The following is a 14,578-nucleotide window of genomic DNA, read 5'->3' on the forward strand; positions in this document are numbered from 1 at the left end:
GCGTGATAACGTTCCATCCGGCGTTTCGCATTGAGGGGACCTTGTCATGTCGGAGTCATCAGGAGCTTTTGCGACCACTGCGCTGAGCGGCTACGAGCTGCTGGCCGATCCGCAGCTGAACAAGGGCACGGCGTTCTCCGAGGCCGAGCGCGAGGCGTTCGACCTGCACGGCCTGCTGCCGCCCAATATCCTGACGCTGGACGAGCAGGTCTCGCGCCGCCTCGAGGCGCTGCGCGGCTTTGAGACCGACATCGAGCGCTATGCCTTCCTGCGCGAGCTGCAGGACACCAACGAGACGCTGTTCTACGCACTCCTGGTCGGCAACCTGGAAGAGCTGTTGCCGATCGTCTACACGCCGACCGTCGGCGAGGGCTGCCAAAAATTCAGTCGGTTGTTCCGCAAGCCGCGCGGGCTGTTCCTCAGCATCCCACATCAGCACCGGATCGACCGCATTTTCGCCCATCCGCGCTTCGATCATGTCGAGGCAATCGTCGTCACCGACGGCGAGCGCATCCTCGGCCTCGGCGACCAGGGCGCCGGCGGCATGGGCATCCCGATCGGCAAGCTCGCGCTCTATACCGGCTGCGGCGGCTGCATCCCGCGACGACCTTGCCGATCATGCTCGACGTCGGCACCGACAATCCCGATTGCCTGGCCGATCCGCTCTATATCGGCTGGCGCAACGAGCGCGTCCGCGGCCAGGCCTATGACGACTTCATCGAGGCGTTCGTCGCGGCGGTGGTGAAGCGCTGGCCGCGCGTCCTGCTGCAGTGGGAGGATTTCGCCAAGAACAACGCGACGCGCATGCTCGAGCGCTATCGCGACCGGCTCCTGACCTTCAACGACGACATTCAGGGCACCGCGGCGGTGGCGACCGGCGCCTTGCTCTCCGCGATCAACGTCACCGGCGTGCCGCTCACCGAGCAGCGCGTCGCTGTGCTCGGCGCGGGCTCGGCCGGCTGCGGCATCGCCAGCCTGATCCGCGCCGCGATGATCGATGCCGGCCTGCCGGAGAGCGAGGCGGCGAAGCGCTTCTTCATGGTCGACCGCGACGGGCTGCTGCTCGAGGGTATGAGCGGGCTCGCCCCGTTCCAGCTGCCGTTCGTGCAGGACAGGCAGGCGATCGCGGGCTGGCAGCTCAGCCACCCCGACAAGATCGCGCTGCTCGACGTCGTGCGCAACGCCCGGCCGACCGTGCTGATCGGCGTCTCCGGCCAGGCCGGCGCGTTCTCCGAGCCGATCGTCCGCGCCATGGCCGAGTGCAACAAGCGGCCGGTGATCTTCCCGCTGTCCAATCCGACCTCGCGCGAGGAAGCGACGCCGGTCGATATCGAGGCGTGGACCGAGGGGCGGGCGCTGATCGGCGTCGGCAGCCCGTTCCCGCCGATCATGCGCGACGGCGCGCGCTTCAAGGTCGACCAGACCAACAACTCCTACATCTTCCCGGGTGTCGGCGTCGGCGCGCTCGCGGTCGGTGCCAGCCGGGTCAGCGACGGCATGTTCATGGCCGCCGCCAAGGCGCTCGCCAGCGTCTCGCCGGCGCGCGACAACCCGAAGCACAATCTGCTGCCGCCGGTCAGCGCGCTGCGCGACGTCTCGCAGTCCGTGGCGCTTGCGGTCGCGCTGCAGGCGCACAAGGAGGGATTGGCGAGGGACGTTCCGATCGACCAGGTCGAGGCGCGGATTCACGCCAAGGTCTGGACGCCACGCTACGTGCCGTACCGCCGCAGCGATCGGGCTTAGAGCTCGGCGCGGCGCGATCCTTCGCGCCACGCGCGGGCCGCATCATCTTGCGACCATCATGATCGGGTCAGGGCGGGCTCGACCTCGCTCGCGCCTTCTTGACGGCGTCGCCCGGCGGCTGCCGGGTGCATCCGGCAGCCATGTGCAAAGCATGATCCGGTACTCGGTGCGGGAGACGGACGGCGCCTTCGGCGTACCGGACGGTTGCGATTGTCGCTCGCCGTGGCCGACTAAAGTTCAAGCCTCGACGGTCCCTTCCGGTGGAACTTTCCGGGGCGTGTTATCGTTCGTACTCAAACGAACCACAGTCAATATCCGTCCGGGGGCCTGCGAGGGAGACACCCCCATGGCAACATTTGGCCCAACGCTTCGTCCAACTCCCGGCCTCGACGCCAACCAGCTCACGCCATCCGAGCATCAGCTCCAGATGCGCCGTGCGGTGATCGCCTCCACGATCGGGACCGCGATCGAGTGGTATGACTTCTTTCTCTACAGCACCGTCACCGGCCTGGTGTTCGCGAAACTGTTCTTTCCGAATTCCGATCCCTGGGTCGGCACGCTGGAGGCCTTCGCCATCTACGCGGTCGGCTTCGTCGCGCGGCCGATCGGGGCTGCGATCTTCGGGCACTATGGCGACCGCATCGGCCGCAAGTCGACGCTGATCGCGACGCTGCTGTTGATGGGCCTGGCGACCGCGGCGGTCGCATTGGTGCCGACCTATTCCAGCATCGGCATCTGGGGCGCGGTGATCCTGACCGTGCTGCGCTTCATCCAGGGCGTCGGCGTCGGCGGCGAATGGGGCGGCTCGGTGCTGATGTCGATGGAATGGGCGCGCAACGATCGCTCCCGCGGCCTGATCGCGTCATGGCCGCAATTCGGCGTGCCATGCGGGCTGTTCCTCGCCAATCTCGCCGTGCTGGCCTTCAGCCAGATGTCGGGCGACCAGTTCCTGGCGTGGGGCTGGCGCGTTCCGTTCGCGCTCAGCATCGTCCTGGTCGGCGTCGGCCTCTACATCCGGCTCGGCATTCTGGAAACGCCTGTCTTCACCAGGCTGCTGGCCGAGCGTCAGCTCGACCGCACGCCGATGCTGACCGTGATCAAGGACCATCCCAAGGAGATCCTGCTGTCCGCCTTCGCGCGGATGTCCGAGCAGGCGCCGTTCTACATCTTCACCGCCTTCGTGTTTTCCTACGGCACCGGCACGCTGCACGTCTCGCGCGATTTCCTGCTCACCGCGGTGCTCGCGGCCTCGGTGCTGTCGTTCGTCTCGATCCCGGTGTTCGGGCACCTGTCGGACCAGATCGGCCGCAAGAACATGTACATGATCGGCGCGTTGGTGACCGGCATCTTCGGCTTCATCTACTTCGCGATGCTCAATACCGGATCGGCGTCGATCATCTTCCTCGCGATCATTCTCTCGCTCATTCCGCACGACATGCAGTACGGGCCGCAGGCCGCGCTGATCGCCGAAAGCTTTACCGGGCGCTTGCGCTACAGCGGCGCCTCGCTCGGCTATCAGCTCGCGTCCGTCATCGCCGGCGGTCCGGCGCCGCTGATCGCGGCGTGGCTGTACGGCACCTATCATTCGTGGATCGCGATCGCGGTCTACATCGCGCTCTGCGCCGTCATCACGCTGGTCGCGACCGCGCTAATGACCGACTTCACCGGCAAGGACATCAATGCGGCCGGCGCGCATGAACGTCGGGCTTGAGTCAGCAATGGAGCGGCAGATGATGAAATGGCGAAAAGAATCGGCTCTCGATCTCTATAACCTCGTTGCAGCGATCTTCCTGCTTGCTGCGCCGTGGCTGTTCGTGCAGGCCAATCCGACCGCGGCGATCGATCTCAGGATCAGCGGCGCGGCGGTCGCGATCATGTCGCTGGCGGCGATCGTCGCGTTTTCGATCTGGGAAGAATGGATCAACCTGGTCGTCGGGTGCTGGCTGATCGTCTCGCCCTGGCTGCTCGGCTTCGCGCATACCCGCGCGATGCATTTTGCCATCGCCGCCGGCGCGGTGGTGGCCTTCATGGCGCTGCTCGAACTGTGGCTCGAGTACGAGAAGACGCATCTCGGTCCGGCGGCGTCGCAGGCCGCCGAAAGGCAGTAGGATCCCGCTCCAACTGATGTGATCGGGCGCTCGCGGCGCGGTGATCGCGCGTGATGAAATAATTTCCGGGCGCGCGCGGTCCTGAACACAGGAGCCGAGCTAGGTCGGCTTCATCCACTGTACGGAGAAATCCCATGACCAAACTGACCCTCGCAGCGCTTGCGCTGGTTGCGGCAGCCGCCTGTTCGGCGCAGGCGTCCGCCGCCGGCAACAACGCTGCGGTGCGGCGCGCCAATGCTTCGATGACGACAACGACGGTCAGCAGCAAGACCACCGATTGTGTGCGCGCGCCGAAGGTCGGATCGTTCGCGACCGCCCCGTTCACCGAGCCGCCCTGCATGCCCGGCACGATGCGCTGACCGCGCACAGCAAAAAGCCCCGGACCTGAGGTCCGGGGCTTTGGGCCTTGCCTCGTCTGCTGAGGCGGTTATTCCGGCTTGCCGATCGTCACCGCGAGCTTGCCGACGCCGTCGACACCGCATTCGAGCTTGTCGCCCACCTGCAGCTGCGAGACGCCGGCGGGCGTGCCGGTCATGATGATGTCGCCGGCGGCGAGCTTCACCTGCTGCGAGAGCTGCCAGATGATTTCAGGCACGTTCCAGATCAGCTCGGTGAGGTCGCCCTTCTGCGCTTCCTTGCCGTTGACGGTCAGCCAGATCTTGCCCGCGGTCGGGTGGCCGATCTTTGCGGCCGGCTGGATCGCCGAGCAGGGCGCGGAATAGTCGAACGACTTGCCGATCTCCCAGGGCCGTTCCTTCTTGCGCGAGGCGATCTGCAGGTCGCGGCGGGTCAGGTCGATGCCGACGGCATAGCCGTAGACATGCTCGAGCGCCTTGTCGGCGGGAATGTTCAGCCCGCCGCTCTTCATCGCCACCACCAGCTCGACCTCGTGATGCAGGTCCTTGGTCAGCGGCGGATAGGGGATGATCGCGCCATCGGGCACCAGCATGTCGGCATGCTTGGCGAAGAAGAACGGCGGCGCGCGCTCGTCATTGCCCATCTCCCTGATATGCTCGAGATAGTTGCGGCCAACGCACCAGATGCGGCGGACCGGATAGGTGCCGGATTCGCCGACGACGGGAAGCGAGGGCTGCGGGGGAAGCGGAATGACGGTGGATGCGGCGTTCATGAACGGGTCCCGGAGGGTTGAAGGAGGGAGCGCGCGCGGTATTTACGCGCTTACGCCGCTCAGGGCTAGTGGCCGCGGCTGCATCCGGCGCAGAGGTGAGGCCAGCTTTCCGCCGAGCGCGGCCGCCTTTGGTCGACGAAGGCGGTGCTGCCCATGAGACGAAGTCCGGGGTGTCGCGCGGACCGGCGGCGTGGTCGGCATCGGTTTCTGGCAAGGCGCGGTCTGCTCGCTCGATCCGAACAACGTGGCGCGGGCGATCGCCCATTTCCGCGATCTGGTCGGGATCGACCATGTGGGTCTCGGCTCGGATTTCGACGGCTCGACCACCACGGGCTTCGATGCCGGCGAGATCGTCGCCGTGACCCAGGCGCTGATGTCGCGCGGGTTCTCGGAGGACGACATCCGCAAGGTCATGGGCGGCAACGTGCTGCGCGTGCTCCGCGCAGGCATTGCCCCGAGGGGATGAGAAGAAGATCTAGACGGTGGCGCTGATCGGCGCCAGCGCCAGCGGCGACGGGTCGTGGTGGTGCTGCAGGCGGAAGAACGAGGCGTAGCGGCCGCCGCGGCGCAGCAACTCCTCGTGCCGTCCGCGCTCGACGATCTCGCCGCCCTCGACCACCAGGATCGCATCGGCATGCATGATGGTGTGCAGGCGGTGCGCGATCACGATCGTGGTGCGGCCCTGGCAGAGATGCTCGATCGCTTCCTGCACCTGCTTCTCGGACTCCGAGTCGAGCGCGGCGGTGGCCTCGTCGAGCAGGATGATAGGCGCGTTCTTGATCAAGGCGCGGGCGACCGCGATGCGCTGGCGCTGCCCGCCGGACAGCTGGGTGCCGTGCTCGCCGACCGGCGTGTCATAGCTGAGCGGGAAGCTCATGATGAAGTCGTGCGCGCAGGCGGCCTTGGCGGCGTCGACGATCTCTTGCTCGCTGGCGCCCTGCTTGCCGAAGGCGATGTTGGCACGGATGGTATCGCGGAACAGATAGACGTCCTGTCCGACATAGGCGGTCTGCTGCCGCAGCGACTTGCGCGACACCTGGGAGATCGATTGTCCGTCGATCAGGATGTCGCCCTCGCGCGTCTCGTAGAAGCGCAGCAGCAAGGCCAGCACGGTCGATTTGCCGCCGCCGGAGGGGCCGACCAGCGCGGTCACCTTGCCGGACTCGGCCACGAAGCTCATGCGGTTCAGCACCGGCTCGCCCGGCCGATAGGCGAAGCTGACGTCGCGCAGCTCGATCCGCGCGTCGGAGAGTTTCAGCGCAGGCTTGTCGTCATCGGTCTGTTCGCTCGCCGGGCTGTCGACCACCTCGAGCAGCATCCGCGCGCCGACCAACTGGCTGTTGAGGTCGATGTTGAGCCGCGCCAGCCGCTTGGCCGGCTCGGTCGCCATCAGGAACGCGGTCAGGAACGTGAAGAACTGGCCCGGAGTGGAACCGAGCGCCACCACACTGTAGCCGCCATACATCAGGCAGCCGGCGACCGCGAAGCCGCCGAGCATCTCCATCAGCGGATTGGAACGGTTGGCGACGCGCGCCATCTTGTTGGCATTGCTCTCGACGGTTGCGATGTGCTCGTCGATCCGCTGCTGCATGGTGCCTTCCAGCGTGAACGCCTTCACGGTGCGGATGCCCTGCAGCGATTCCTGCATCGTCTCCATGATGTCGGCGGTGCCGGTGAACTGGTTGTAGGCGAGCCCCTTGATCCGCTTCACCAGCTTGCGCAGCATCAGCATCGCCGGCGGCACCGCCACGAGCCCGATGAACGACATCAGCGGGTCCTGCCAGACCATGACGGCGACCATACTGATCAGCATCAGGAAGTCGCGGCCGATCGCATTGACCAGCATGTTGAGCACGTCGGTGATTGACTTGGCGCCGGCCGTGAGCCGCGCCAGGAATTCCGACGAGTGCCGTTGCGAGAAGAAGCCGATGCTCTCGCTCATCAGCTTGGCGAATAGTTGCCGCTGGTTGCTGGCGAGGATGGCGTTGGAGATCTTGTTCAGGATCACCATGTGGCCGTAGGTCGCCACGCCCTTGATGAACAGCAGCACCACCGTGATCCCGGCGAACATGGCGATGCCGGGGATGTTCTTGTCGACATAGGCCTGGTTGATCACCTGGCCGAGCACGTAGGTGGCGCCGGCGGTCGAGCCGGCCGCAACGGCCATCAGGGCGAACGCCGTCAGATAGCGCCGCCAATAGTTAATCCCTTGTTCCATGACCAGGCGGCGAATCAGGATCGCCGCGCCATAGGGATCGTCGGTAATTTTCTTTGGAAACTGGGCCATCCGCGTTCCATTGACGGCGGGCAGCGCCGGCCGTCAGGGTTGCGGGACCTCCTTGCCCGCTTGGCGGGGCTTTTTCAAGCACAATAACTGCTTGATAACGGTTTGTTTTTTAGGCCGATTCCGCCTGTCGGGCGGAGCTGGCGCGCTCCCGGAACAGCTTCTCCTCCCAGGCCAGCGCATGGCTCGCGATGGTCTCGAGATCATCATAACGCGGGGTCCAGTCGAGCAGCGAGCGGATCCTGGTCGTGTCGGCCACCATGGTCATGATGTCGCCGGGCCGGCGCGCGGCGTAGGCCACCGCGAAATTGCGCATCGAGACCCGGCGTACCGCCTCGATCGTCTCGAGCACGGAATAGCCGCGGCCATAACCGCAATTCATCGTCACCGATTGCCCGCCGGCGCGCAGATAGGACAGCGCCGAGCGATGCGCCTCGACGAGGTCGCTGACATGGATGAAATCCCTGATGCAGCTGCCGTCCTGGGTCGGATAGTCGGTGCCGAACACGTCGATCTTGGCGCGCTGGCCGGTCGCGGCCTCGACCGCGATCTTGAGCAAATGGGTGGCGCCGATGGTGGCAAGGCCGACGCGGCCTTTCGGGTCGGCGCCGGCGACGTTGAAGTAGCGCAGCACGACGTAGCTCATGCCATGAGCGGACGCGACGTCGTGCAGCATGATCTCGGTCATGAGCTTCGACGAGCCGTAGGGCGACAGCGGACGGGTCGGTGCGATCTCCGGCACCGGCACCTGGTCTGGGTTGCCGTAGACGGCCGCGGTCGAGGAGAAGATGAAGCGGCTGACGCCGCCCTTCACCGCGGCGTTGAGCAGGCTGCGCGTCGTCATGGTGTTGTTGCGGTAGTAGCCGAGCGGATCGCGCATCGAGTCCGGCACCACGACGGAGCCGGCGAAATGGATGATGCTGTCGATGCCGTGCTGGGCGATCACGCCCTCGACGAGGTTCTCGTCGCCGGCATCGCCGATGAACAGCGGCACGCCTTCGGGCAGGAACGCGGAGAAGCCGGTGGAAAGGTTGTCGATCACGACGACGCTCTCGCCGGCATCGACCAGCGCATGAACCATGTGACTTCCGATATAGCCGGCGCCGCCGGTCACGAGCACGGTCATGGGTAGAGCTCTCCCGATATTCTTTAACCGACGATGCTAGCGGGAGTGCGGTGAAGAGGGGGTTTCGCCGCGGCCGAACTGGCCACTATGCTTAATGTTGCGTATAGGAACTGGCACGAAACGGAGACTTGCGTGCCGATCGAGAACACACCTGCCGGCGAGCTCGAGCTCATCGTGCCCAATCTGCACCGACGCTTTTCGGGTGTCACCGCGACTAACCGCATGGTCGCGCCGAAACTCGCAAAGATGTTTCGCGCAGGCTGGCTCGGCTCGCATCGGCCCGACGGCATCGACGCGATCGGATTTGCAGATCTCCTGCACCTGTGGCGGCGCGCATCGCCGCTGATCTGGCATGCGCGGCGCAACGACGAGATGATCGTCGGGCTCGTGCTGCGCGCGCTCGGCTGGCCGCTGAAACTGATCTTCACCTCGGCGGCGCAGCGCCATCACACCTGGCTGACGCGCTGGCTGATCCGCAACATGGATGCGATCATCGCCACCAGTCCGCTGTCGGCCTCCTATCTGAAGCGCGATGCGACAGTGGTGATGCACGGCGTCGACACCGATCGCTATGCGCCGCCCGCCGATCGCGCGGCAGCCTTCGCCGAGAGCGGACTGCCGGGACGCTATGCGATCGGCTGCTTCGGGCGGGTGCGCGCGCAGAAGGGCAGCGACGTCTTCGTCGAGGCGATGTGCAGGCTGCTGCCGCGCTATCCCGATTTCACCGCCGTCATCGTCGGCGCCGTGGTGCCGGAGCAACTCGCCTTTGCCAACGAGCTGAAGCGGAAGATCGAGGCCGCCGGCCTGCAATCGCGCATCATCATCACGGGCGAACTGCCGATCGAGGATGTCGTGCGCTGGTACCAGCGGCTGACGATCTACGCCTTTACCTCGCGCAATGAAGGTTTCGGCCTGACCCTGATCGAGGCGATGTCGGCGGGTGCGGCGCTGGTGGCGGCGCGTGCGGGCGCGGCCGAGTTCGTGGTCGAGGACGGCGTCACCGGCGTGCTGACGCCGCCCGGCGACACCGACGCGCTGGTGGCCGCGCTCGAGCCCTTGATGCGTGATCCGGCAGCGGCCGCGGCGATGGGGGGGCGCGCGCGGCAACGAGTTGTGGATAAGTTCAGCCTCGATGCGGAAGCGGGCGCGATCGCCAGGGTCTACAGCGCGCTGACCTGAGCCAGCACGCGCTGCGCAATCTCCACGACCTCTTCGGCTGCGATGTCGCGCATGCAGCGATGGTCGTTCATGGTGCAGACCGTGCGCTGGCACGGCTGGCACGACAACTTGCTCTTGGTTTGCAGCACCGTCGCGGCAAGGCCGTTGAGGGGCGCCCAGAGATAAGGATCGGTCGGACCGAAGATGCCCATGGTCGGCGTGCCGATTGCGGCGGCGATGTGCATCAGCCCGGAGTCGTTGGTCACGGCGACGCTGGCCGCGGCCATCGCAAGGATGCCGTTGCGCAGATCGGTGCCGGTGAGGTCGCGGACCCGCGCGCCGCCGACAGCCGAAATCTCCTGCGCCAGCGCCTTCTCGCCGGGGCCGCCCACCACCCAGACATCGAAGCCATGTTCGGCGAACAGCCGCGCGGCCTCCGGATAATAGGTCCAGCGTTTCGAGGCGCCGACCGAGCCGGGGCCGAGTGCGATGGCGGGACCGCGGCCGAGGCCGTTGGCCTGCCGCCAGCGTTCGATGTCGTGCGCGGGAACCCGGAGCTGCGGCACCGGCCATTCCGGCGGGCGGGCGGCGCCGTCAGGCAGCGCCAGGATCGCGTTCTTGTCGATGAAGCGCGGCTGCCGCTTTTCGCCCCATCGCATCGCGTTGATCAGGCCGAACCGCCCCTCGCCAAAGAAGCCGACCCGTTCCGGGATGCCCGCCAGCGCCGGCGCGAGGGCGGCCTTCCAGGTCCGCGGCAGCACCAGCGCGGTGGCGTAGTTCCGGCTGCGAAGCTCGGCCGCGAGGGCCTGCTGCTGGGCCAGCGCCAGCCGGCTGCGCGGCAGGTCGAACACGATCCCGGCACGAACATCGGGCATATAATCGACCAAAGGGGCGCAAAGCCGGGATGTCAGAAGGTCGATCGGCCGGTTCGGCCAGCGCTTGCGGAGCACCCGGACCACGGTGTGGCCGCGCACGAAATCGCCGATCCAAACATAGGGCACGACGAGGATAGGTCTGGTATCCTCGGTATCCTGTGTTTCGATATCAGATATTGAATCAAGATTCATTTCTAAATAGGCCAGGACCGGTCGGGCGTGGCCAAGTCGGTAACCGGTTCGCGATGAGAGGTAAAGCCGTCGTTGCCTGCGACGCGGGAGTGGGGCAAAGCTGACGGCTGCAAAGGAATCTGGCGGGATTTCATCATGTTTCTGGTAACCGGGGGCGCCGGTTTTATCGGATCGAACGTCGTGGCCGCGTTGAACGACGCCGGGCGCAGCGACGTGGCGGTCTGTGACGTGCTTGGGCAGGACGGCAAGTGGCGGAACCTCGCCAAGCGGCAGCTTGCCGATGTCGTTCCGCCAGCCGAGTTGGGCGACTGGCTGAAGGGGCGACGGCTCACCGCCGTGATCCATCTCGGCGCCATCTCCGAGACCACGGCAACCGACGGCGATCTGGTGATCGAGACCAATTTCCGCCTCTCGATGCGGCTGCTCGACTGGTGCACGGCAAATGCCACGCCGTTCATCTACGCCTCCTCCGCCGCCACCTATGGCGACGGCGAACGGGGGTTTGACGACGACGCGTCAGTCGAGGCGCTGAAGCGGCTGCGGCCGATGAACCTGTACGGCTGGAGCAAGAACCTGTTCGATCTTGCGGTCGCCGAGCGCGCGGCGAAGGGCGAGCGCCTGCCGCCGCAATGGGCCGGGTTGAAATTCTTCAACGTGTTCGGCCCCAACGAATACCACAAGGGCCCGATGATGAGCGTGCTCGCGCGCCGCTTCGACGACATCAAGGCGGGCCACGTCGTGCAGCTATTCAAGTCGCATCGCGAGGGCATCGCCGACGGCGATCAGCGCCGCGACTTCATCTATGTCGACGACGTCGTGCGGGTGATGATGTGGCTGATCGCGACGCCGCGGGTATCCGGGCTGTTCAATGTCGGTACCGGCAAGGCGCGCAGCTTCAAGGACCTGATCGTGTCGGCCTACGGCGCGCTCGGGCTGGAGCCGAACATCCAGTATGTCGACATGCCCGAGCAGATCCGCGGCAGCTACCAGTACTTCACCCAGAGCGTCGTCGATCGTCTCGGGCGCGCCGGGTACAATGGCGGTTTTACCCGCCTGGAAGACGCAGTCGGGGCCTATGTGACGGGCTTTCTCGATCGCGCGGATCGCTATCGCTAGTGCGGATGACGGTGACTGATGTTCGATTTTGAAGCGATCTCGCGTGCAATGTCCGGCCAGACCGTGCTCTGCGTCGGCGATCTCATGCTCGACGAGTTCGTCTATGGCGAGGTGTCGCGAATCTCGCCGGAGGCGCCGGCGCCGGTGATCGCGGTCAGGCGCAGCGAGACCAATATCGGCGGCGCCGGCAACGTCGCGCGCAACATCGCCGCGCTTGGCGGGCGCTGCATCTTCGTCGGCCTGATCGGCGAGGACGCCGCCGGCGCGGTGCTGGCCGAGGCGCTGGCGAAGGAGGCCGCTGTCGAGACCGTGCTGGTGAGCGACGCCGCGCGTCCGACCACGCGCAAGGTGCGCTTCGTCTCCGAGCAATTCTCCACCCACATGCTGCGCTCCGACTGGGAACTCGCCGCGCCGGCCGCGCCGGCCATCGAGCAGCAGCTGATCGACGCGATCCTGCCGCGACTTGCGCGGGCCGACATCGTGCTGCTGTCGGACTACGCCAAGGGCGTGCTCACCGCGCGCGTGATCCGCAATGTGATCGACGCCGCGCGCCAGGCGCAAAAGCGCGTCATCGTCGACCCCAAGAGCGCCAATCTTGCGATCTATCGCGGCGCGACCGTGCTGACGCCGAACCGCAAGGAATTCGCCGAGGCGACCCGCAGCCGCGCCGACAGCCAGGACAGCATCGCGCAGGCCGCGCCCGATGCGATGTATCTCGCGGATTGCGAGGCGATGCTGGTGACGCAGGGCGAGCGCGGCATGACGCTGGTGACGCGGGGCGGCGAATCGATCCATGTGCCGGCGCTGCCGGTCAAGGTGCGCGACGTCTCCGGCGCCGGCGATACCGTTGCCGCGGCGCTGGCGCTGGCGCTGGCGGGTGGGGCCGACTGGGAAGGCGCGCTGCGGATCGCGAGCGCGGCGGCGGCGGTTGCGGTCGGCAAGACCGGCACCGCGATCGTCAAGTCCGCCGAATTGCGCCGAAGGATCCTGCCGCACGCTTCGCTGGCGGCCGAGGAGAAGATCGTCCCGGCCGGCGGCGACATCGATGCACACCTTGCGGAGTGGCGCCGGCAGGATCTGCGCATCGGCTTCACCAATGGCTGCTTCGACATCCTGCATCCCGGCCACGTCAAGGTGCTGACCGCCGCGCGCGGCGCCTGTGACCGCCTGGTCGTCGGGTTGAACAGCGACGCCTCGGTGAAGCGGCTGAAGGGCGAGGGACGTCCGGTGCAGAACGAGCGCGCCCGCGCCGAGGTGCTGGCGGCGCTGGAAGCCGTCGACCTCGTCGCGATCTTCGAGGAGGACACGCCGATCAATCTGATCACGCAGGTGCGGCCGAGCGTGCTGGTCAAGGGCGGCGACTATACCCGCGAGCAGGTGGTCGGCCACGAGATCGTCGAAGCGGCCGGCGGCGAGGTGGTGCTGGTCGAGATCCTGGCCGGCCACAGCACGACGTCGCTGGTTGCGCGGGCCCGTGAGGGCAAGGCGTGAGCGCAAGCATGGCATCCCCGGCAGGCGCCGCGGCGTGTCCGGCCTGGCGCGATCCGGCGCGCTGGCAGACCGCGACCGATGTGGTCGCGGTCCTGATTGCGCTGTCGCTGCCGTGGTCGACCTCGCTGGTCGGCATCTTCGGCGTGGTGCTGCTGATCGCGATTGCGCCGACGGTCGATCTGAAGGCGTTCTGGGCGCTGCTGAAGCGGCCGATCTGCCTGGCGCCGGTCGCGTTGTTTTGCCTCGCGCTTGTCGGCACGCTCTGGTCGGACGCGGCCTGGGGCGCGCGATTCTACGCGGTCGGGCCGACCGCGAAGCTCCTCGTGCTCCCGGTCCTGCTCTATCATTTCCAGCGCTCGGACCGCGGGACCTGGGTGTTTGTCGCTTTCCTCGTCTCCTGCACGCTGCTGATGCTGATGTCCTGGCTGGTGCTTGCCTATCCGCACCTCGCACTGAGGGCGCCCGCGCCTGGCGAGCAGGGAGTCTTCGTCAAGAACTACATCGACCAGAGCCAGGAATTCACGTTGTGCGCGGTCGCGCTGGCCTATCCGGTCGTGATGCTGCTGCGGGCCAAGCGCATCCTGCCGGCCATGTTGCTGATCGCGATTGCGCTCAGCCTGTTCGCCAACATGGCGATGGTGGTGGTGTCGCGGACTGCATTGGTGACGGTTCCGATCATGTTCGCGGTGTTTGCGCTGCTCCATCTGCGCTGGCGCAGCATCGTCCTGATCCTTTGTGCGGCCGCCGCGTTATCCGTGGTGGCGTGGTACGGCTCTTCGCAATTGCGCTCGACGGCCGAGTCATTCGAGCGCGACTACAAGCTCTACATGGAGCGCAACGAGCCGACCTCGCTCGGCTTGCGGCTCGAATTCTGGCGCAAGTCGCTCGGCTTCTTCGCCGAGGCTCCGGTGATCGGCCATGGCACCGGCGCGACGCGGGGCCTGTTCGAGCGCGTCGCGAAGGGCGGTGTGACCCAGGCCTCCGGCGAAGTGATCGGAAACCCCCACAATCAAACGTTGAACGTCGCCGTGCAGTGGGGCATTGTGGGTGTGGCGATACTGTACGCGATGTGGCTCCTGCACCTTTTGCTGTTCCGCGGCGACGGTCTCGTCAACTGGATCGGGCTTCTCGTCGTGGTACAGAATATTTCTAGTTCGTTGTTTAATTCACACATCTTCGACTTTCATGAGGGCTGGATGTATGTGCTGGGCGTCGGAGTTGCGGGCGGCATGGCGTTGAAGGGGCAATTGGGGGCCGGTATGGAACCCGAACCGCCTGCTCGTCCATGATCGCTGGCAAGGGCGCTGCAGATACGCTATCAGCCTGCCAATGTCTCATCGCGAACTCCCAGTTGCC

Annotated in this window: 11 protein-coding genes and 2 pseudogenes; 9 read left to right on the forward strand and 4 right to left on the reverse strand. The window is 66.2% G+C overall.

The window, feature by feature from the left end:
• Nucleotides 1–46 precede the first annotated feature (46 nt).
• The 4 genes and pseudogenes from I6F38_RS09455 to I6F38_RS09470 all read left to right on the forward strand — a co-directional run bounded on the left by I6F38_RS09455 (nucleotide 47) and on the right by I6F38_RS09470 (nucleotide 4,210).
• Nucleotides 47–1,743: pseudogene (locus tag I6F38_RS09455) on the forward strand (NAD-dependent malic enzyme).
• 346 nt (nucleotides 1,744–2,089) lie between these two features.
• Nucleotides 2,090–3,454, forward strand: a complete 1,365-nt coding sequence (locus tag I6F38_RS09460; RefSeq protein WP_225160129.1) for an MFS transporter — start codon at nucleotides 2,090–2,092, stop codon at nucleotides 3,452–3,454.
• 19 nt (nucleotides 3,455–3,473) lie between these two features.
• Nucleotides 3,474–3,851 (forward strand): SPW repeat protein, encoded by a 378-nt coding sequence (locus I6F38_RS09465; RefSeq protein ID WP_225160130.1) that lies wholly within the window; start codon nucleotides 3,474–3,476, stop codon nucleotides 3,849–3,851.
• 134 nt (nucleotides 3,852–3,985) lie between these two features.
• Nucleotides 3,986–4,210, forward strand: a complete 225-nt coding sequence (locus I6F38_RS09470) for a hypothetical protein (RefSeq protein WP_057016719.1) — start codon at nucleotides 3,986–3,988, stop codon at nucleotides 4,208–4,210.
• Nucleotides 4,211–4,278: 68 nt separating this feature from the next.
• Here I6F38_RS09470 and I6F38_RS09475 read toward each other — a convergent pair whose 3' ends face one another.
• On the reverse strand, nucleotides 4,279–4,980 hold the full coding sequence (locus I6F38_RS09475) for a fumarylacetoacetate hydrolase family protein (RefSeq protein WP_225160131.1): 702 nt from the start codon (nucleotides 4,978–4,980) through the stop codon (nucleotides 4,279–4,281).
• A 172-nt stretch (nucleotides 4,981–5,152) separates the two neighbouring features.
• Here I6F38_RS09475 and I6F38_RS09480 point away from each other — a divergent pair.
• A pseudogene (locus tag I6F38_RS09480) lies at nucleotides 5,153–5,446 on the forward strand (membrane dipeptidase); the annotation flags it as partial.
• A gap of 9 nt (nucleotides 5,447–5,455) precedes the next feature.
• Here I6F38_RS09480 and I6F38_RS09485 read toward each other — a convergent pair.
• Both I6F38_RS09485 and galE read right to left on the reverse strand, forming a co-directional pair.
• On the reverse strand, nucleotides 5,456–7,267 hold the full coding sequence (locus I6F38_RS09485) for an ABC transporter ATP-binding protein (RefSeq protein ID WP_225160133.1): 1,812 nt from the start codon (nucleotides 7,265–7,267) through the stop codon (nucleotides 5,456–5,458).
• Between the two features lie 109 nt (nucleotides 7,268–7,376).
• Nucleotides 7,377–8,390 (reverse strand): UDP-glucose 4-epimerase GalE, encoded by a 1,014-nt coding sequence (gene galE, locus I6F38_RS09490; RefSeq protein WP_172647657.1) that lies wholly within the window; start codon nucleotides 8,388–8,390, stop codon nucleotides 7,377–7,379.
• 138 nt (nucleotides 8,391–8,528) lie between these two features.
• Between galE and I6F38_RS09495 the strand changes: the two genes are divergently transcribed.
• Nucleotides 8,529–9,569, forward strand: a complete 1,041-nt coding sequence (locus I6F38_RS09495) for a glycosyltransferase family 4 protein (RefSeq protein ID WP_225160185.1) — start codon at nucleotides 8,529–8,531, stop codon at nucleotides 9,567–9,569.
• Here the strand turns inward: I6F38_RS09495 and waaF are convergent.
• Nucleotides 9,551–10,615 (reverse strand): lipopolysaccharide heptosyltransferase II, encoded by a 1,065-nt coding sequence (gene waaF / locus I6F38_RS09500; protein ID WP_194483239.1) that lies wholly within the window; start codon nucleotides 10,613–10,615, stop codon nucleotides 9,551–9,553. The genes I6F38_RS09495 and waaF overlap by 19 nt on opposite strands.
• 135 nt (nucleotides 10,616–10,750) lie before the next feature.
• Between waaF and rfaD the strand changes: the two genes are divergently transcribed.
• From rfaD to I6F38_RS09515, 3 genes are read left to right on the forward strand one after another with little or no spacing between them, the layout of a single operon-like run.
• On the forward strand, nucleotides 10,751–11,731 hold the full coding sequence (rfaD, locus tag I6F38_RS09505) for an ADP-glyceromanno-heptose 6-epimerase (protein WP_038380740.1): 981 nt from the start codon (nucleotides 10,751–10,753) through the stop codon (nucleotides 11,729–11,731).
• An 18-nt stretch (nucleotides 11,732–11,749) separates the two neighbouring features.
• Nucleotides 11,750–13,222: a D-glycero-beta-D-manno-heptose-7-phosphate kinase gene (gene rfaE1 / locus I6F38_RS09510; RefSeq protein ID WP_172647659.1), complete on the forward strand. Its 1,473-nt coding sequence runs from the start codon at nucleotides 11,750–11,752 to the stop codon at nucleotides 13,220–13,222.
• A gap of 8 nt (nucleotides 13,223–13,230) precedes the next feature.
• Nucleotides 13,231–14,511 (forward strand): O-antigen ligase family protein, encoded by a 1,281-nt coding sequence (locus tag I6F38_RS09515; protein WP_016840368.1) that lies wholly within the window; start codon nucleotides 13,231–13,233, stop codon nucleotides 14,509–14,511.
• Nucleotides 14,512–14,578 lie beyond the last annotated feature (67 nt).

The organism is Bradyrhizobium sp. BRP56, from assembly GCF_020194035.1.
GTDB classification, from domain to species: Bacteria; Pseudomonadota; Alphaproteobacteria; order Rhizobiales; family Xanthobacteraceae; genus Bradyrhizobium; species Bradyrhizobium australafricanum.

What these genes read in the sequence shown, in the direction of transcription:
- I6F38_RS09515 (WP_016840368.1), top strand. Translation starts at nt 13,231, where the DNA reads ATGGCATCCCCGGCAGGCGCCGCGGCGTGTCCGGCCTGGCGCGATCCG.
- I6F38_RS09470 (WP_057016719.1), top strand. Translation starts at nt 3,986, where the DNA reads ATGACCAAACTGACCCTCGCAGCGCTTGCGCTGGTTGCGGCAGCCGCC.
- galE (WP_172647657.1), bottom strand. Translation starts at nt 8,390, where the DNA reads ATGACCGTGCTCGTGACCGGCGGCGCCGGCTATATCGGAAGTCACATG.
- rfaE1 (WP_172647659.1), top strand. Translation starts at nt 11,750, where the DNA reads ATGTTCGATTTTGAAGCGATCTCGCGTGCAATGTCCGGCCAGACCGTG.
- I6F38_RS09485 (WP_225160133.1), bottom strand. Translation starts at nt 7,267, where the DNA reads ATGGCCCAGTTTCCAAAGAAAATTACCGACGATCCCTATGGCGCGGCG.
- I6F38_RS09465 (WP_225160130.1), top strand. Translation starts at nt 3,474, where the DNA reads ATGATGAAATGGCGAAAAGAATCGGCTCTCGATCTCTATAACCTCGTT.
- waaF (WP_194483239.1), bottom strand. Translation starts at nt 10,615, where the DNA reads ATGAATCTTGATTCAATATCTGATATCGAAACACAGGATACCGAGGAT.
- rfaD (WP_038380740.1), top strand. Translation starts at nt 10,751, where the DNA reads ATGTTTCTGGTAACCGGGGGCGCCGGTTTTATCGGATCGAACGTCGTG.
- I6F38_RS09460 (WP_225160129.1), top strand. Translation starts at nt 2,090, where the DNA reads ATGGCAACATTTGGCCCAACGCTTCGTCCAACTCCCGGCCTCGACGCC.
- I6F38_RS09475 (WP_225160131.1), bottom strand. Translation starts at nt 4,980, where the DNA reads ATGAACGCCGCATCCACCGTCATTCCGCTTCCCCCGCAGCCCTCGCTT.